12 protein-coding genes are annotated in these 15,918 nt (G+C 69.9%); 6 read left to right on the top strand and 6 right to left on the bottom strand.

Annotated elements, in window-relative coordinates:
• The coding region (locus V6U88_RS23875) for a hypothetical protein (protein WP_442934683.1) at positions 1–483 on the top strand (483 nt) is incomplete at its 5' end.
• Positions 484–685: 202 nt separating this feature from the next.
• Here V6U88_RS23875 and V6U88_RS23870 read toward each other — a convergent pair.
• The 6 genes from V6U88_RS23870 to V6U88_RS23845 all read right to left on the bottom strand — a co-directional run bounded on the left by V6U88_RS23870 (position 686) and on the right by V6U88_RS23845 (position 6,552).
• Entirely contained in the window at positions 686–1,081 is a 396-nt protein-coding gene (locus tag V6U88_RS23870) for a DUF4190 domain-containing protein (protein ID WP_334456300.1), read from the bottom strand.
• Complete coding sequence (locus V6U88_RS23865) at positions 1,078–1,473, bottom strand: hypothetical protein (RefSeq protein WP_334456298.1); 396 nt, start codon at positions 1,471–1,473, stop codon at positions 1,078–1,080. Before V6U88_RS23865 ends, V6U88_RS23870 begins: the two co-directional genes overlap by 4 nt.
• Complete coding sequence (locus V6U88_RS23860; RefSeq protein ID WP_334456296.1) at positions 1,470–3,923, bottom strand: AAA family ATPase; 2,454 nt, start codon at positions 3,921–3,923, stop codon at positions 1,470–1,472. The genes V6U88_RS23865 and V6U88_RS23860 overlap by 4 nt, the downstream gene beginning before the upstream one ends.
• 219 nt (positions 3,924–4,142) lie before the next feature.
• A complete protein-coding gene (locus V6U88_RS23855) occupies positions 4,143–4,961 on the bottom strand; it encodes a ribonuclease HI (RefSeq protein ID WP_334456294.1) in 819 nt (272 codons plus the stop codon).
• Positions 4,962–5,030: 69 nt separating this feature from the next.
• Entirely contained in the window at positions 5,031–5,936 is a 906-nt protein-coding gene (locus V6U88_RS23850; RefSeq protein ID WP_334456292.1) for a hypothetical protein, read from the bottom strand.
• A 91-nt stretch (positions 5,937–6,027) separates the two neighbouring features.
• The gene (locus V6U88_RS23845; protein ID WP_334456290.1) at positions 6,028–6,552 is read right to left on the bottom strand and encodes a DUF4352 domain-containing protein; all 525 of its coding nucleotides are present in this window, start codon (positions 6,550–6,552) and stop codon (positions 6,028–6,030) included.
• A gap of 99 nt (positions 6,553–6,651) precedes the next feature.
• On the opposite strand from V6U88_RS23845, the gene V6U88_RS23840 reads away from it, so the two are divergent.
• The 5 genes from V6U88_RS23840 to V6U88_RS23820 all read left to right on the top strand — a co-directional run bounded on the left by V6U88_RS23840 (position 6,652) and on the right by V6U88_RS23820 (position 15,878).
• Positions 6,652–8,580 (top strand): N-6 DNA methylase, encoded by a 1,929-nt coding sequence (locus tag V6U88_RS23840; protein WP_334456289.1) that lies wholly within the window; start codon positions 6,652–6,654, stop codon positions 8,578–8,580.
• Positions 8,581–8,698: 118 nt separating this feature from the next.
• Entirely contained in the window at positions 8,699–10,660 is a 1,962-nt protein-coding gene (locus tag V6U88_RS23835) for a type I restriction-modification system subunit M (protein ID WP_334456288.1), read from the top strand.
• Entirely contained in the window at positions 10,657–11,874 is a 1,218-nt protein-coding gene (locus V6U88_RS23830; RefSeq protein WP_334456287.1) for a restriction endonuclease subunit S, read from the top strand. Before V6U88_RS23835 ends, V6U88_RS23830 begins: the two co-directional genes overlap by 4 nt.
• A complete protein-coding gene (locus V6U88_RS23825; RefSeq protein WP_334456285.1) occupies positions 11,871–14,930 on the top strand; it encodes a type I restriction endonuclease subunit R in 3,060 nt (1,019 codons plus the stop codon). The genes V6U88_RS23830 and V6U88_RS23825 overlap by 4 nt, the downstream gene beginning before the upstream one ends.
• Before the next feature lie 57 nt (positions 14,931–14,987).
• The gene (locus tag V6U88_RS23820; RefSeq protein WP_334456284.1) at positions 14,988–15,878 is read left to right on the top strand and encodes a hypothetical protein; all 891 of its coding nucleotides are present in this window, start codon (positions 14,988–14,990) and stop codon (positions 15,876–15,878) included.
• Positions 15,879–15,918 lie beyond the last annotated feature (40 nt).

The raw sequence follows: 15,918 nt of genomic DNA, 5'->3' as shown, positions 1-15,918 counted from the left end.
CGCGGTCACCCTCGACACCAACACCATCAACGCCCCCGTCTGCCTACAACCGACCGGAACCCCGACCACCACCCCCACCGGCACCCCGACCGGCCAACCCACGGGCACCCCGACGGGCACGCCCACGGGGACACCGACGGGCACCCCGACCGGGACACCGACGGGCACGCCAACGGGCACCCCGACGGGCACGCCCACAGGCACCCCGACCGGCACGCCAACGGGCACCCCGACCGGCACGCCGACCGGCACGCCGACGGGCACGCCGACCGGGACGCCCACGGGCACCCCGACGGGCACGCCGACCGGGACGCCCACGGGGACGCCGACGGGCACGCCGACCGGGACACCTACAGGCACGCCGACCGGCCAGCCCACGGGAAGCCCCACCGGCGGTCCCACCGGGCAGCCCACCGCAGGTCCAACCGGTGTCCCGACTGCCTCCCGCACGGCGCTGCCGGTCACAGGCGGGAGCGGCGGTAGCACGCTGGTACCCGTCCTGACCGGAGTCGGCAGCATCGCTGTCGCCAGCGGCGCAGCCCTGCTGCTCCTCTACCGACGCCGGACCTCCTAGTCCTGACCGGGTAGGCCCCGGCGGCCGGTCACCGGCCGCCGGGGCGCCAGGGCTCCCTACCCGAGTCCCTGCCCTGACGACCACCGTCGCAACTCGGTGCGCATTCGCCCGTCATGGAGTAGCGGTGGAGGTCGGGGTGGCGGCGCCGATGACGCCGCCGAAGAAGACCATGACGGTGAGCGCGATCATCGGTGCGACGAAGACGTACCCGAGGACCAGCCCGGCCACCGCCATGCCCCGGCCGGACCGCAGCCCGTTGCGGGTTTCGTGCAGCCCGATGTGGCCGAGGACGACCGCGAGGACGCAGGGCAGTCCGAACACGCACCAGCCGCAGAGTACGCCGACGATGCCGAGCACCATCGCGGCGGTGGCGGCGCCGGACGAGGGCGGCGCCGCGATCATGATCGGCGGCGGATAGTGCAGCACCGGCGGATACGGGCCGGCGGGAACGGCGGAGATCGGCGGGAGGGGCCGGGTCGGCTCCGGACCGGGCAGCGGGTGGTTCATCGGGGTTCCTCTCCGAGTCGGGTGAGCAGGGTGCTCACCTCGGCATGCAGGCGGCGCAGCTCCGCCGCCGTCGGGGCCAGCTCGTAGCAGTGGTGGTGGGCGGCGGCCGACAGCGTCGTCCAGGCGAACGTGACCCGGCGGGCCACCTCCGCGCCCGGCCCGAGCCGGCCGCGCAGCATCAGCTGCTTGGCCCGGCCCTGCCGGCATTTCGCCACGGCGGGCCGGACCCGCCGCCAGTAGTCGTCGATGCCGCGCTCGAGGGCGATGCGGATCAGGCAGGCGCAGGCCCGGGGCCACCAGCCGGCGGTCACCGCCGACGTGCCGAGCGGGCCGGCGCCGCGGAGCAGCTGGTCGGCCGCCGCCAGGCAGCGGCGGGGCGTCGGCGCGGTCACGCCAGCACCTTCGCCAGGGCGCGGGCGTCCGTGACCAGACCGGGCAGATCCGCGAGGTACGCCCCGTGCACGCCCTCCCGGCAGGCCCGGTACGCGCCGACCGCCCAGCCGCCGTGGCGGCCCAGCCAGCCGAGCACGTCGCCACCGCGGTCCGCGTCGTCGAAGACGGCCAACGCCACGATCGTGGTCAGCCGGCGGGAGGCGTCGACGATCGCCGCCTCGACCTCGTCGTGGGGCACGCCCCGGGTCACCCGGACCCGCCACACCCGCAGGTGACAGGCCGCCTCGATCGCCGACCGGCACAGCTCCGCCACCACCGGCCCGCGCACGTCGGTGGGCAGCTCGTCGTTGCGGGCCAGCGCCCACGCGTCGTCCAGATAGCGGGTGACCGGGTCGGAGCCGGGCCGCAGGGTCACCACGGACCGCTCGGCCCGCTGCACCTCCACGATGCGGGCCCGGCCCAGGTCGAGCCGGCGCACCGCGTCGGGCAGCCGGGTGTCGTGGGTGAAGACCACGACCTGCCGGTCCTCGGCCAGCTCGGCGAGCACCCGGGCCAGCCCGTCCACCTTCGACGGGTCCATGCTCTGCACCGGGTCGTCGACGACGACGAACCGGAACGGGCTCTCCGGGGCGCAGCTGCGCGGCAGGAAGGTGGCCAGCCCGAGGGCCTGCATCTCGCCCTGGCTCAACACGCCCAGCGCGGTGTCGTTGTCGGCGCCGTCCACGCTCACCGGGAAGACCACCCGCCGCCGGGTGTTCGTACCGGCGAGGGTCATCGCCCCCAGCTCGACGTTGCTCTCCTGCCGCAGCTGCGCCCAGATCCGCTGCGAGTGCGCGGCGAACGGCGAGATCCGCTCGTCGCGGATCTGCGCCCCCTCGTCCTTGAGCCAGCCCCGGGCCGCCTTCAACCGGGCCAGGGCCGTCTCCCGCGCCGGCAGCCCGCCGGCGGCGGCCACCCAGTCGCGCAGCTCGGCCGCCGCCGCCCGCCACCCGGTGTCGCGCTGCCGCAGAAACCCTTCGGCGTACGCGCGGGCCGCGTCCGCCGCCGCCACCACCGCCGGGTACCGCGCCACCAGGTGGTCGGCCAACTCGGCGGGTTCCCCGGGTACGCTCCGCAGCGCGGCCACGGCCTCCCGCAGCGCCCCGAGCGGCGGTGCCGACCCTGCGCCTTCGGGCACCATGAGGTCGTCGATCAGGTGGTGCGCCTGGCGCAGCAGCGCGGTGAGCCGGGTCGCCGCGGTCTGGGCGGCCACGCTGCGCTGCCGCAGCTCGGTCAGGCTCTTCGCGGCGGCAGCCCGCCAGGCACCGTCGAGGGTGCCGGTGGCGCACACCGGGCAGGGCCCGTCACCCCGGTCCTCCTGGTGTTCGAGAGCCAACCGCAGCAGCTCGGCGCTGCGCAGCGCCGCCCGGGACCGTCCGCCGTCGTAGCGGAGCGTCTCCGCCGCCGCCTCCCGCAGCTGCCCGGCCAGCCGCGTCACCTCGTCCACCGACGGCACCGTCAGCGTGGCCAGCTCCCGGCACAGCAGCACCGCCTCGTCGGCGCTCGCCTCGTCCGGCTCGTCGAGGATCGCCGTCAGCGCCGCACGATCGACCGCGCCCCGGCCGCGCAGCACCGCCGCAGCCCGCCGGGCCCGGTCGTCGTCGACCTCGGCGAGTACGTCGACCAGGGCGGCGCGCTGTGCGCGTACCTCCTTGACGGCCGTGTCGTGCGGCCGGGCGGCACGCATCAGGCGCTGGTCGGCGTCGGTCAGCGCGTCCAGGCCGAGGATGGCGAAGAGCGCGTCGAAGAGGCGGCTCTGCGTGCCGGCGGCGAGCCGGCCCAGCTCGGCGGCGGTGAGGAACGGCCGGTACAACTCCAGCGGGCGGGCCAGACCCAGCTCGGCGAGGCCGCTGTGCCGTCCCCGCGCGCTGGTCACACTCACCTCGGCGTCGGCCAGCTCACCACCGGCGGGCCAGACGCGCGCCACCCGGGTCGGCGTGGCCACGCCGTCGACCCGCAGCTCCACCCCGATCCGGCACGGCTCCGGCGTGTGCAGGTTGCGCCACCCGCTGCGCCACACGCTAGTCTTCTCGGCCCAGCGGGCGCTGTCGCCGGTGAGGGCGAGTTCCACGGCCTCGGCGAAGCTCGACTTGCCCGAGCCGTTGCGGCCCACGACCAGGGTGAGGCCCAGCCCCGGCGCGATGTCGAGGGTGCGCTCCGGGCCGACGCCGCGGAACCCGGCGACGGTCACCGACTTCAACCAGATCCCCTCCGACGGCTCGTCGCCGACAGGGGAGGGCGGATCGAGCCGGGTGGGGCGGTCGGCGAGGGCGGCGGCCAGGTCGTCCTCGCCGGCGAGCGCGGCGAGGACCAGTTCGGCGACGTCGGCCTGCACGTCGCCGTCGGCGGCGAGCCGCTCGAAGATCAGCTCTATCAGGGGCGCGGTGGTGGGCTGCGCGGTGTCGGTCATGGTCGTCTCCAGGCGCGTGGTGTCCGCGGACCGACGGGTCGTCGGCCCGCCCGGGGCGAGCGGTGGAAGTGGGGAGGCCGCTGTCGGCCCCGGCTGGGGCGAGCAGTGGAGTCGGGCGGCGGTGGTGGCCGTCGGACGCTGTGGAGCTGATGTCGCAAACGAATCAGCGGTGCGAAGTCGGCCGCCTCCGCTTCGGGCGTGGGCGTTGCGGGCGAGCGGTCAGAGCGTGGCGTTCGCGTGCCAGTCGCGCAGGAACGCGTCGACCAGGTCGTGCGCCCGAGGACGCAGGTCGAACGACTCCTCCCGCTGCCGGCGGGCCATGTGCGACAGGCCGTCGGCGGCCTCGTTGAGGGCGTGGCCGCTGTGCCCCTTGACGTGCGCGAACGTCAGGTCGGGGCGGCGGGCCACCTGCTCGGCGAGCCGGACCAGCGTGGGCTGGTCCGACCAGCGGCGCTCCCGCAGGCTGTAGCCGGCCGGCATCGCATTGGTCTCGCCAGCCTGCCAGCGGTGCAGGTAGCGCAGGGCGGCGAGGCAGTCCAGCAGCACCGTCATGCCCACCGGCGCCTCGTCGTACCCGGTCAGCAGGTAGTCGACCGCGCGCAGCTCGTTGATCAGCACGCGGGAGGCGCCGGTCGGGTCGAGCCGGCCTGTGCCCCGGCCGAGCAGGCCGTAGTGGCCGTCGCTGACGACGTACCCGATGCCGCCGACGCGGCCCTTCCAGCTGGCGTCGGTCGCGGCCACCAGCGGCGCGGACGCCGTCGCCCAGCGGACCACCCGGCCGCGGCCACGCTGCTGGTCCTGGCCGGGCCGGCGGTGGACGGTGTGCGCGGCGGCGAGGCGTTCGGCGGTGTCGAGCAGTTCGCCGGCGGAGGTCAGCTCGTCGTAGTGGGCGGCGGTGAGGGCGAGACGGACGGCGTCGCCGATGCGCTGGCAGTCGTCGCAGCGGGTGGCGCGGGCGTAGCCGCGCAGGGCGACGGCGCGGTCGTGCAGGGGAGGGGGGAGTTGGGTCAGGGCGCGGAGGAACTCATCGGGACGCACGACGCCTCCTGACGTCTTATGGGGGAGGGAGGGCTTGTTGCGCGCTACAGAGCTGATGGCGTAGACGAATCAAGCGGGCGCGATGGTCCAGTTGCCGTCGGCCGTCACCTGCACGAGCGCGGGCGCCGCCAGCGGACGGACTCCCGAGTAACCGCCGATCTCGTTTACCAGCAGGCCGCCCTCGCCGGTCTCCAGGGAGTAGGCGTGCACCGCGAAGTTGGAGCTGCCCCGGGAGTGGGTGATCTTCACCGCGCTGGCGTCTCCGCCGAGGACGACGACGTTGTCGCCCTTCCCCGACGCCTTCCCCGAGAGGGCCTTGGTGGCCAGTTGGTCGACCGATCCGACGGTCAGGGTCCAACTGCCCGTCGCCTCGACCTCGAATTGAGTGGTGAGAGCGCCGTCCTCAAGGTTGATCCAGCGCTTACCGCTGTACGAGCCGATCTCGTTGACCAGCAGGCCGTCGGGCCCGTCGCTGCGCAGGACGGTGTTGCCGCTGCATCGACAGGTGAACTTCACGACGGCCAGATCGGTCAGCTCGGGAATCCGCACCACGTCATCACCCCGCCCCTTGATCACCTTGGGCTTGGGCGCCTGCGGGGTCGTGGTCGGAGCCGCCGTCGTCGGCGGGGCGCTGGTCGGAGCCGCCGTCGTCGGGGCCGCGGTGGTCGGCGACGCCGTCGTGGCAGCGGGGGTGGGGCTGCTGGAGCCCTGGCCGCTCGCGCCGGTCGAGGGTTTGCCGTCATCGCTACTCACCGCCCCGATGACCGCACCGCCGCAGCAGAGGGCGATGACCAGGGCGATCCCGCCTACCGCCCACGCTCGGACGTGGGACCGCCGGCCAGGCGTGGCCGGGACAGGCGCGCCGAGCAGCATGCCACCCGCAGGGATGGACGTCGGGTCGCCACTGGGCGGGACCGGGGGCTGCGACGGGTCGGCGGGCTCGCCCGCCGGCATCGGGGTGGTCGGGTCGGTCACGGCAGGACTCCTCTGTGAACAGTGGGCGTGTGAACAGCCGGGCATGCCGGGGCGGGCGGATCGGTGCCCGCCCCGGTGCGGATGGGGAAGGTCAGCCGAGCGCGACGTCAACGCCGCCGGAGAAGGGCGAGTCGTGCAGCTCGAGCTTGGTGAGCTTGACGTTCTTCGGGATGTCGAAGACGACGACGCCGCTGACCTGGTTGCCGGGGTTGATGTCGTTGAGGAACGTCTCGGCGTTCTTGTTGGCGTAGATGGCGGCGCCGCCGTCGGCGGAGTACTCGGTGCCGTCGGCCGCGTACGCCTTCTGGCTGCTGCCGTCGAACATCTGCGCTTCCTTGCCGATGTTCTTGACGTTGACGGTGACCAGGCAGAACTGGCCCTGCGCCTTCTCGCCGAGCATGTCGGTGCCGACCTTGGCGACGCCGCACTTGGCGGACTTCACCGTGAACTCGAACTTGCCGTCGCGGGCCGGCTGACCGATCTTCGCCGTCTTCGCCGGGGCGTCCTCGCCCTTGCCGCCGTCGCCGGAGCTCTTGGACGTCTCGGTGGCACCGGAGCCGCAGCCCAGCGCGACGAGGCCGGTGGCGATCAGGGCGAGAGTCGTGGTCCTACGCATCGTTTTCCTCCTGGTGTGAACGTTGCGGCGTCAATAAGAGCATCATCTGTGAACAGTGTCAACACGAATGATGCTTGACAGGTGTGACACACTTCGGAGGTGCAGGAGACCCCGACCATCACGGCTGCGGAGATCGCCCGGCTCGCCGGAGTCGGTCGGGCCGCGGTCAGCAACTGGCGCAAACGGCACGCCGACTTCCCCGCCCCCGTGGGGGGCACTCCGGCGAGCCCCGAGTTCGACCTGATCCAGGTCGAGCAGTGGCTGCGCGCTCAGGGCAAGCTCCCCGAGCTCTCCACTGCCGACCGGCTCTGGCAGCGTCTCGTCGCGGCCAGCGAATCCCCGGCCGCCGGCCTTGCCGCCGTCGGCGCCCTGCTGCTGGCCCGCCAACGCGGCGAACGCCCCCGCCGACCCGCCGATCCGCACCTCGCGTCCCTGCTTCCCGACGTCGACGCCCTCGCCGACGAACTCGGCCCACAGGGCGCGTTCGACCAGCTGTGGCAGCGGTTCTCCGCACCCGGCCCCGGTCGCTCATTCGCCACTCCCGACGACCTGGCCGACCTCATGGTCGGGCTCGCCGGCGTCGGCGGCGGCGCCGTCCTCGACCCGGCCGCCGGCTCCGGCGCCATCCTTCGGGCCGCCGTCCGCGCCGGCTGCACCTCTGCATACGGGCAGGAACTCGACGAGGACCTGGCCCGGCTCGCCGGGCTGTGGCTGGCCCTGCGGGACGTATCCGGGGAGGTGTGCACCGGGGACTCGTTGCGGGCCGACGCCTTCGCCGGTCGCGCCGTCGACGCCGTCGTCTGCCACCCACCGTTCGGCGCCACCAACTGGGGAGACGAGGAACTCGGTCACGACCCACGCTGGATCGTCGGCACCACACCCCGTACCGAGCCGGAGCTGGCCTGGGCGCAGCACGCCCTCGCGCACCTGCGGGTCGGCGGACACGCCGTACTGCTGATGCCGCCCGCGGTGGCCAGCCGACGGGCCGGCAAACGGATCCGCGGGGAGCTGCTGCGCCGGGGCCACCTGCGCGCCGTGATCGCGCTCCCGCCGGGGGTGGCCGCGCCGCACGGCGTACCGCTGCACCTGTGGGTGTTGCGGCGCGCCGCCACCGACGCGCCGCCACCGGCGCGGGCGCTGCTGGTTGACGCGGCCGGCGGCGAGCTGGCCGAGACCGCCTCGCGCGTGCTGGCGGCGTGGCGGGCCTTCGCCGCCGCGCCCGATGTCGAGGTCGAGGAGGCCGGCTTCGCGCGGGCGGTCCCGGTCATCGAACTGCTCGACGAGGAGGTCGACCTCACCCCCGCGCGCCGGCAACCCGCCGTCGGGGTCGAGGCGTCGGGAGAGCATCTGGTACGGACCAGGGAGCGGCTGGCCGCCGTCGTGGGGGAGCTGTCGGCGCTGATGCCACAGGTCACGCCCGCGCCGGACGAGGCGGACGGGCAGTTCCTCACGGTGGGCGAGCTGGCGCGGGCCGGTGCGCTTCAACTGATCGGGCCGGTCCGGGCCGGCTCATCCGAGCCGTCACCTGAAGGACCGTCGGTGCTCACCGTGCAGGACGTGCTGGCGGGCAGCGAGGCGTCGGGCCGGATCGACGACCGGTACGGCCAGAAGATCGCCCTCGCGGTCGGGGACGTGGTGGTGCCGATGATTGCCCGGCAGCTCACCGCCCGGGTGGTCACCGCCGAGGGAGCACTGCTGGGGCGCAACCTCTACCTGCTGCGACCCAATCCGGCCGCGCTGGACTCGTGGTTCCTCGCCGGGCAGTTGCGGACCTCAGCCAACGAGAAGCAGGCGTCGAGCCTGTCGGGGACGCTGCGGTTCGACATTCGGCGGGCGCAGGTACGGCGGCTGTCACTGGACGAGCAGCGGGCGCACGGGGAGGCGTTCCGGCGCCTCGACGCCTTTGAGTCGGCAATCCGACAAGCGGCGTCGCTGGGCGCGGAGTTGGTGCAGCTCACCGCCGATGGCCTGGCTCGCGGCGCACTCCGACCCGGCCAGCGAACCAGCCGAAAGCGGCCAAGGACGTAACGAACGGGCGGCCGTGCGCCGCTGACGGATAAGGCCCCTCATCTACGCCGGGTGGGGGACTACAACGATGCAGACGAGCGGCCATAATCCTTGTCTGTTTGCTATCGAAAGGAACCTGGTGAGCAACAAGCACCAAGAGCTCGCGAACTTCATCTGGTCGGTGGCCGACCTACTGCGCGGTGACTACAAGCAGTCCGAGTACGGCCGCGTGATCCTGCCGCTGACCGTGCTGCGCCGGCTCGACTGCGTGCTGGAGCCGACGAAGGACGCGGTGCTCGCCCGGCACAGGCAGCTCAAGGAGCTGGGCGTCCAGAACATGGACCCGGTGCTGCGGAAGACCGCAGGGCTGTCGTTCTACAACACCAGCGAGATGTCCTTCCGCAAGCTGCTCGGCGACCAGGACAACGTCGCGACCTACCTGCGGGCCTACGTTGGCGGCTTCTCGCCCGGCGCGGTGGACGTGCTGGACAAGTACGGCTTCGACACCCAGATCAGCCGCCTCGCCGAGGCCGGGCTGCTCTACCAGGTGGTCGCCAAGTTCGCCGACATCGACCTGCACCCCGACGTGGTCTCCAACCACCAGATGGGCTACGTCTTCGAAGAGCTGATCCGCCGCTTCTCCGAGATCAGCAACGAGACCGCCGGTGAGCACTTCACCCCGCGCGAGGTCATCAAGCTGATGGTCAACCTGCTGCTCGCGCCCGACGAGGACGACCTGGTCACCCCGGGCATCGTCCGCAAGGTCTATGACCCGGCCTGCGGTACCGGCGGCATGCTCAGCGAGGCCCAGGACCACATTCACGCCCACAACCCGCACGCCACTGTCGAGGTGTACGGGCAGGAGCTCAACGGCGAGACGTACGCGATCTGCCGCTCTGACATGATGCTCAAGGGCGGCGACCCGACGAAGATCGCCTACGGCAACTCGTTCAGCCAGGACGGCCACGAGACCGAGCGCTTCGACTACATGCTCGCCAACCCGCCGTTCGGCGTGGAGTGGAAGAAGGTCGAGAACTACATCAAGGCCGAGGCCGCCCGCGGCCACGCTGGTCGGTTCGGTGCCGGGCTGCCCCGCATCAATGACGGCTCGCTGCTCTTCCTCCAGCACATGATCTCGAAGATGAAGCGCCCGGAGGACGGCGGTAGCCGGCTGGCAATCGTCTTCAACGGCTCGCCGCTGTTCAGTGGAGCTGCCGGGTCGGGGGAGTCGGAGGTTCGCCGCTGGATTCTGGAGAATGACCTCCTGGAGGGCATCGTCGCGCTGCCCGACCAGCTCTTCTACAACACCGGCATCTCCACGTACTTCTGGATCCTCACCAACCGCAAGGATCCGGCCCGCGAGCGCAAGGTCGTGCTGCTCGACGGCCGCGACTACTGGACCAAGATGCGCAAGAGCCTCGGCGACAAGCGCAAGATGCTCACCGACGAGCACATCACCGAGCTGACCCGGGCGTACGTAGACGCGCTGTCCATTGCGCATGACCCGGAGCACCCGCAGCATGCCAAGGTGAAGGTCTTCAAAACCACGGACTTCGGCTACCAGCGGATCACTGTTGAGCGACCGCTGCGGCTGCGGTTCGAGGTCACCGAGGAGACGGTGGCGCTGCTCGCGGAGGCGCGGCCGGTGCTCAAGTATGCCGAGCGGGAGTCGCTGCTGGCGGCGGCGAAGTCGCTGATTGGTACGTCGTCTGCGACTCGGGCTGGGTTCGCGATGAAGCTAAACGGGCTGGGGAAGCTGCCGGCGGCGGTGGAGAAGGCGGTGTGGGAGGCGTTCTCGGTCAGCGACCCAGAGGGGGAAGTGCAGACCGATCGCAAGGGCAAGCCGCTGGCGGACGCCGATTTGCGCGATAACGAGAACGTGCCGCTGGGCGAAGACATTTATGAGTACCTCAACCGGGAGGTCCTTCCGCACGTCCCAGATGCGTGGATCGACGAACCCAAAACGAAGATCGGGTACGAAATCCCCTTCACCCGCCATTTCTACGTCTATCATGCGCCGCGTCCCTTGACAGAAATCGACGCTGAGATCAAGGCAATTGAGGCGGAGATTCAAGCCCTGCTCGCCGAGGTGACGACGTGACCTGGCGGCGCACCCGACTCAAATACCTTGCGGAAGTTCCAATTCGCAACGGCCTCGGCGAAGCCGGCGCCTATGACGATCCATCCTGGCCTCGATATGTGCGGACGACTGACATTGCTGACGCTCGGAACCTCCGTTCAGATGTTTTCAAGTCGCTCCCCCCATCGGTCGCGGCCAAGGCGTCTCTCCGCCATGGGGATCTATTGCTTAGTGCGGCCGGAACCATTGGCAAGTCATACTTGCACAGCGGTTCTTCGCCAGCCTGTTTTGCTGGTTACCTCGTGCGCTTCCGGCCGCGCTCGGATATAGACCCGCGATTCGTTGCTTATTGGACAGAGTCGAGGCCGTATTGGGATCAGATCCAAGCGGGCGCTGTACGGTCCACTATCGAAAACTTCAGTGCTGGCAAATTCCAAAACTTGGTTTTGGACGTGCCGCCATTGGATGAACAAAGGCGCGTCGCCGACTTCCTCGACGCAGAGACCAGCCGCATGGACCGAGTGCGTGTAGCGCGAAGTCGCATGCAAGAACTCCTTCGGCTGAAGCGCGAGCGAGTTATTGAGCACCTGATCGGCGATCAGCGGAACGCCCACCAGTTGATTCCGCTCAAGCATCTTGTTGACTCGGTCAGCGTTGGAATTGTCATCACTCCCGCTGCCTGGTATGTGGAGAGCGATGGAGTGCCCGCGCTACGCGGGATCAACGTCAAGCCCGGCAGGATTGACGATAAGGATCTTGTGCAAATCAGCCACGAGGGGCACCTTGTTCACCGTAAGTCTCGGCTGAAAGCGGGCGACCTGGTGGTCGTGCGCACCGGCCAAGCAGGTGCTGCCGCCGTCGTCACACCAGAGTTCGATGGCGCCAACTGTATCGATCTAGTGATTGTTCGACCGGGGCCGTTCCTGGCACCAAGGTTCGCCGAGTATCTGCTGAATTCGAGCTACGCGAAGCGGCGAGTCGCAGAGTTCGCCGTAGGCAGTATTCAGTCCCACTTTAACGTTGCTGCTATGAAAGCGATGCCAGTACCGCGAAAGTCGCCTGCGGACCAGAAGCGCATTGTGTCCGAGATCGACCGAGCCATCGAACCGATTGAGAAATCAGTAGTTGAAATGCAGAAGCAGGACGAGTTGCTTGTGGAGCGGCGACAGGCGATAATTACTGCCGCCGTAACTGGGCAGATCGACGTGACGACGGCGCGGGGGATGGACGTATGAGCCCGGTTCATCAAGAGCAGCCGTTCGAGGCGGCAATCGAGGACCGCCTCTTCGGCTCGAGCTGGCTGCGCGGTTCGCCCAGCAACTACGACCGGCAGGTAGGGCTTGACACCGCTGAACTGTTTGCGTTCATTGGAGCAACCCAGCCGGTTGAGTGGGCGAAGTTGCTGGCGTACCACGGGAACAACCCGGACGAGGCGCAGCGGCAATTCGCCCAGTACCTCGCCAAGCAGATCGACGAGCGCGGTCCCCTCGACGCCCTCCGTCGGGGCGTCAAGGACAAGGGCGTCCTGATTCGCCTGGCATACTTCAAACCCGTTCACGCCATCACCGACGACGCGCTCAGGCTCTACCGCGCCAACCGTCTCACCGTCACCCGCCAGCTCGCCTACTCGAGGCAGAACAACAACACCCTCGACCTGGTCCTCTTCGTCAACGGCATCCCACTCGCCACCGCAGAGCTGAAGAACCCGCTTACCGGTCAGACCGTCGAGGACGCCAAGAAGCAGTACCGCGAGACGCGCGACCCGAAGGAACTGCTCTTCGCGAGGCGTACCCTCGTGCACTTCGCCGTCGATCCCGACCTGGTCTTCGTCACGACCAAGCTGGCCCGCGCCAAGACCCGGTTCCTGCCCTTCAACACCGGCTCCGACGGGCCGGGCGTCTCCGGCGGCGCCGGCAACCCGCCCGCCGGCGACAAGGGCTACCGCAGCTCCTACCTCTGGGAGCAGATCTGGCACCCGGACACCTGGATGGACCTGGTCCGGCGGTTCCTGCACACCGACAAGGACTCCGGCAACCTGATCTTCCCGCGCTACCACCAGTGGCACGCGGTGACCAACCTCGCCGACCACGCCGCCCGCAACGGCTCCGGTCACAACTACCTGGTCATGCACTCGGCCGGGTCGGGCAAGTCGAACACGATTGCCTGGCTGGCCCACCGGCTCTCCAGCCTGCACACCGCGTCCGCGCTCGACGAGGACGCCCGGGCCAAGGGACTGCGCCCCAACGAGCCAGTCTTCGACAAGGTCATCATCATCACCGACCGGGTGGTGCTGGACCGGCAGTTGCAGGACACGGTCTTCCAGTTCGAGCATGTGCCGGGCGTGGTGCAGCGGATCGACAAGGACTCCGCCCAGCTCGCCGCCGCCCTCCAGGGCGAGACGGCGAAGGTCGTGATCACCACCATGCAGAAGTTCCCGTACATCCTCGACAAGGTGCAGGGGCTGCGTGGCAAGCGGTTCGCGGTCATCGTCGACGAGGCGCACTCGTCGCAGTCCGGCGACTCGGCCGCCGCGCTGAAGAAGGTACTGCTCAAGCTCGGTAGCGACGACGTGGACGAGTCGGGTGACCTGCTCACCGCGTCCGCGCTGGCCCGCGGCCGGCACGAGACGCTGTCGTACTTCGCGTTCACCGCCACGCCCAAGCCGAAGACCCTCGAACTGTTCGGCACGCCGCACCCCGTCACCGGCAACCCGCAGCCGTTTCACACCTACTCGATGCGCCAGGCCATCGACGAGGGCTTCATCCTCGACGTGCTGCGCAACTACGTGACCTACAAGTCATACTGGAAGCTGGCCAACGCCAACCCCGACGACCCGGAGGTCGATCCGAAGAAGGCCGGGTCGCAGCTGGCCCGCTTCGCCAGCCTGCACCCCACCATGCAGGTGCAGAAGGCCGAAATCATCGTCGAGCACTTCCGCAAGCACACCGCGCCGCGCCTCGGCGGTCGGGCTAAGGCCCTGGTGGTAACCGGCTCCCGCGAGGCCGCCGTCCGCCTGCACACCGCCATCAAGAAGTACGTCGAGATGCAGGGCTACGTCGGCTGTGACTCACTGGTCGCCTTCTCCGGCGACCTGAACGTCGACGGCGTCGAACACACCGAGCCGCGGATCAACGGGTTCAGCGAGGGTGAGCTGCCCGAGCGGTTCGCCTACACCGCCGCCGACGACAAGTACGCCGGCACGCCGAAGGCCAAGCAGGACACTGAGTACCGGCTCCTGGTCGTCGCCGAGAAGTACCAGACCGGCTTCGACCAGCCGCTGCTCACCACGATGTACGTGGACAAGCTGCTCAAGAGCGTCGCCGCCGTGCAGACCCTCTCCCGGCTCAACCGCACCCATCCGCTCAAGGCCCAGGGTGACGTCTTCGTCCTCGATTTCGTCAACGAGGCCGGCGACATCGCCGAGCAGTTCAAGCCGTACTTCGAAACGGCCGCCACCACCCCCACCGACCCCAACCTGCTCTACACCGCCCAGCACGCCGTCATGGGCTACGCCCTGCTGGTCGAATCGGAGATGCAGGCGTACGCCGAGGCGCTGCTCGCCGCCGAGGGCAAGGCCACCAGCGACACCGGCCTCCAGCGGGCGCACGCGGCCCTCTACCGCTTCACCGAGCCGGCCGTGAACCGCTACAACGCCCTGGCCGCCGACGACGCCGAGGCGGCCGACACGTTCCGGTCCGCGCTGCGCGACTACACCCGGATGTACGCGTTCCTCAGCCAGGTCGTGCCATACCACGACGAGGACCTGGAACGGCTCTACCTCTACGGGCGTGCGCTGCTCAACCGGCTGCCCAGGCGGCAGGACCCGTCGGTGGACATCGGCGAGGTGGAGTTGACCCACCTGCGGGTCAGCAAGACCGGCGAGCACGACGCGTCGCTGTCACCCGAGGGCGAGCAGCTGCTGCCCGGGTTCGTGGGCGGGGGAGCGGGCCGGCAGCACGACCCGGACAAGGTCGCGCTGTCGGAGCTGATCGACGCGTTCAACGACAAGTTCGGCATCGGGCTGGGCGAGTCAGACAAGGTCTGGGTCGAACAGCAGATCGTCGCGCTGGCTGAGGACGGCACTCTCGAAGCCGCCGCCATGGTCAACGACGAGAGCAACTTCGGTGTGGTCTGTGACAAGCGCATCGAGGACGTGATCCTGTCCCGGCACGACGACAACGGCAAGCTGATGCAGCGCTACCTCGACGACGAGGGCCTGCGCTCGCAGCTCAACCAGTTCGCGCGCCGGCAGGCGTACCAGATGATCCGCCGCCGCAAGGGCATTGCCTGAGCGCTCAGACCACCTGAGGAGTGGTCTGCCGGACCCCTCGAGAAAGGCAACGTCCTCTTGGCGTCGTCAGAGAACTACGTCCACCTGTGGATCGCCAGTGACGCGAAGACCACCGCGGTTGCGTTGACCGAGGTGGGAGTCAGCGGTCGATCCCGCGTGCACGAGTGGGGCAGCGTCACCGACACCACCCCCGAAGCCCCCATGACCCGGGAGGCCGCGAGCCGCAGGGCCGCCCAGCAGATCATGCTGGTCGCGGTCGTCTTCGGTGGACTGTGCATGGCCGGCGGCGGGGCGTACGCCGGGTTGCTCATTTCGGGCGGGCTCGTGCTCTCCCTGGTGGCGATCGTCGGCTCGGTCAGGGCCGAGCAGCCGGGCAGAGTCAGGACGCCGAGCATGCGCAGCTTCCCCGATATCCACCGGGTGCTGAGCACCCCGCAGGAGCAGCGGACGTTCCGGGCGTTGGTCAAGCTCGCCGAGCGAGTTGGTCGCACGCTTCCTGAGCTCGACGAGCTGGTGGAACCGAACGAGGCCGGGGAACTGCTGGCGCAGGCCCTGTGGGACGGTGCCAAGACCCTCGCTCGCAAGCAGGACGTCCGGGCGGTTCGCGACGACCTGCGACGGCACGAGACGCACGCCTCGGACGAGTCGAGCCGTGCCCATCGCGACCTCATGCACCAGCGGCAGCAGGCAGATGCGCTGTGGGAGGAGGTCAACGGCGACCTCGCGAAGCTTGTCGCGCAGCTGACCGCCGCTGCCGAGTCTGGCGAAAGGTTCATCCGGGACCAGGACCTGGATGTCACCCTGCAGCGGACCGAGAAGGCGCTTGCCGAGCTGTCCACCGACCTCATGGCCGGCCCCTCCGGTGCCAGTGAACAACTGGCAGACGAGACGACGGCGGTGCTCGACGCCTATAACGAGCTGAATGACTTGTACGGCGGCAAGCATTAACAGCATCGACAACTGCAATTGACAGCGACGCACAGTGGGG

The organism is Micromonospora sp. CPCC 205739, assembly GCF_036906795.1.
Taxonomy (GTDB): domain Bacteria; phylum Actinomycetota; class Actinomycetes; order Mycobacteriales; family Micromonosporaceae; genus Micromonospora.
The sequence above is the reverse complement of the archived record's forward strand: the minus strand, read 5'-3'. Positions and strand labels throughout refer to the sequence as shown.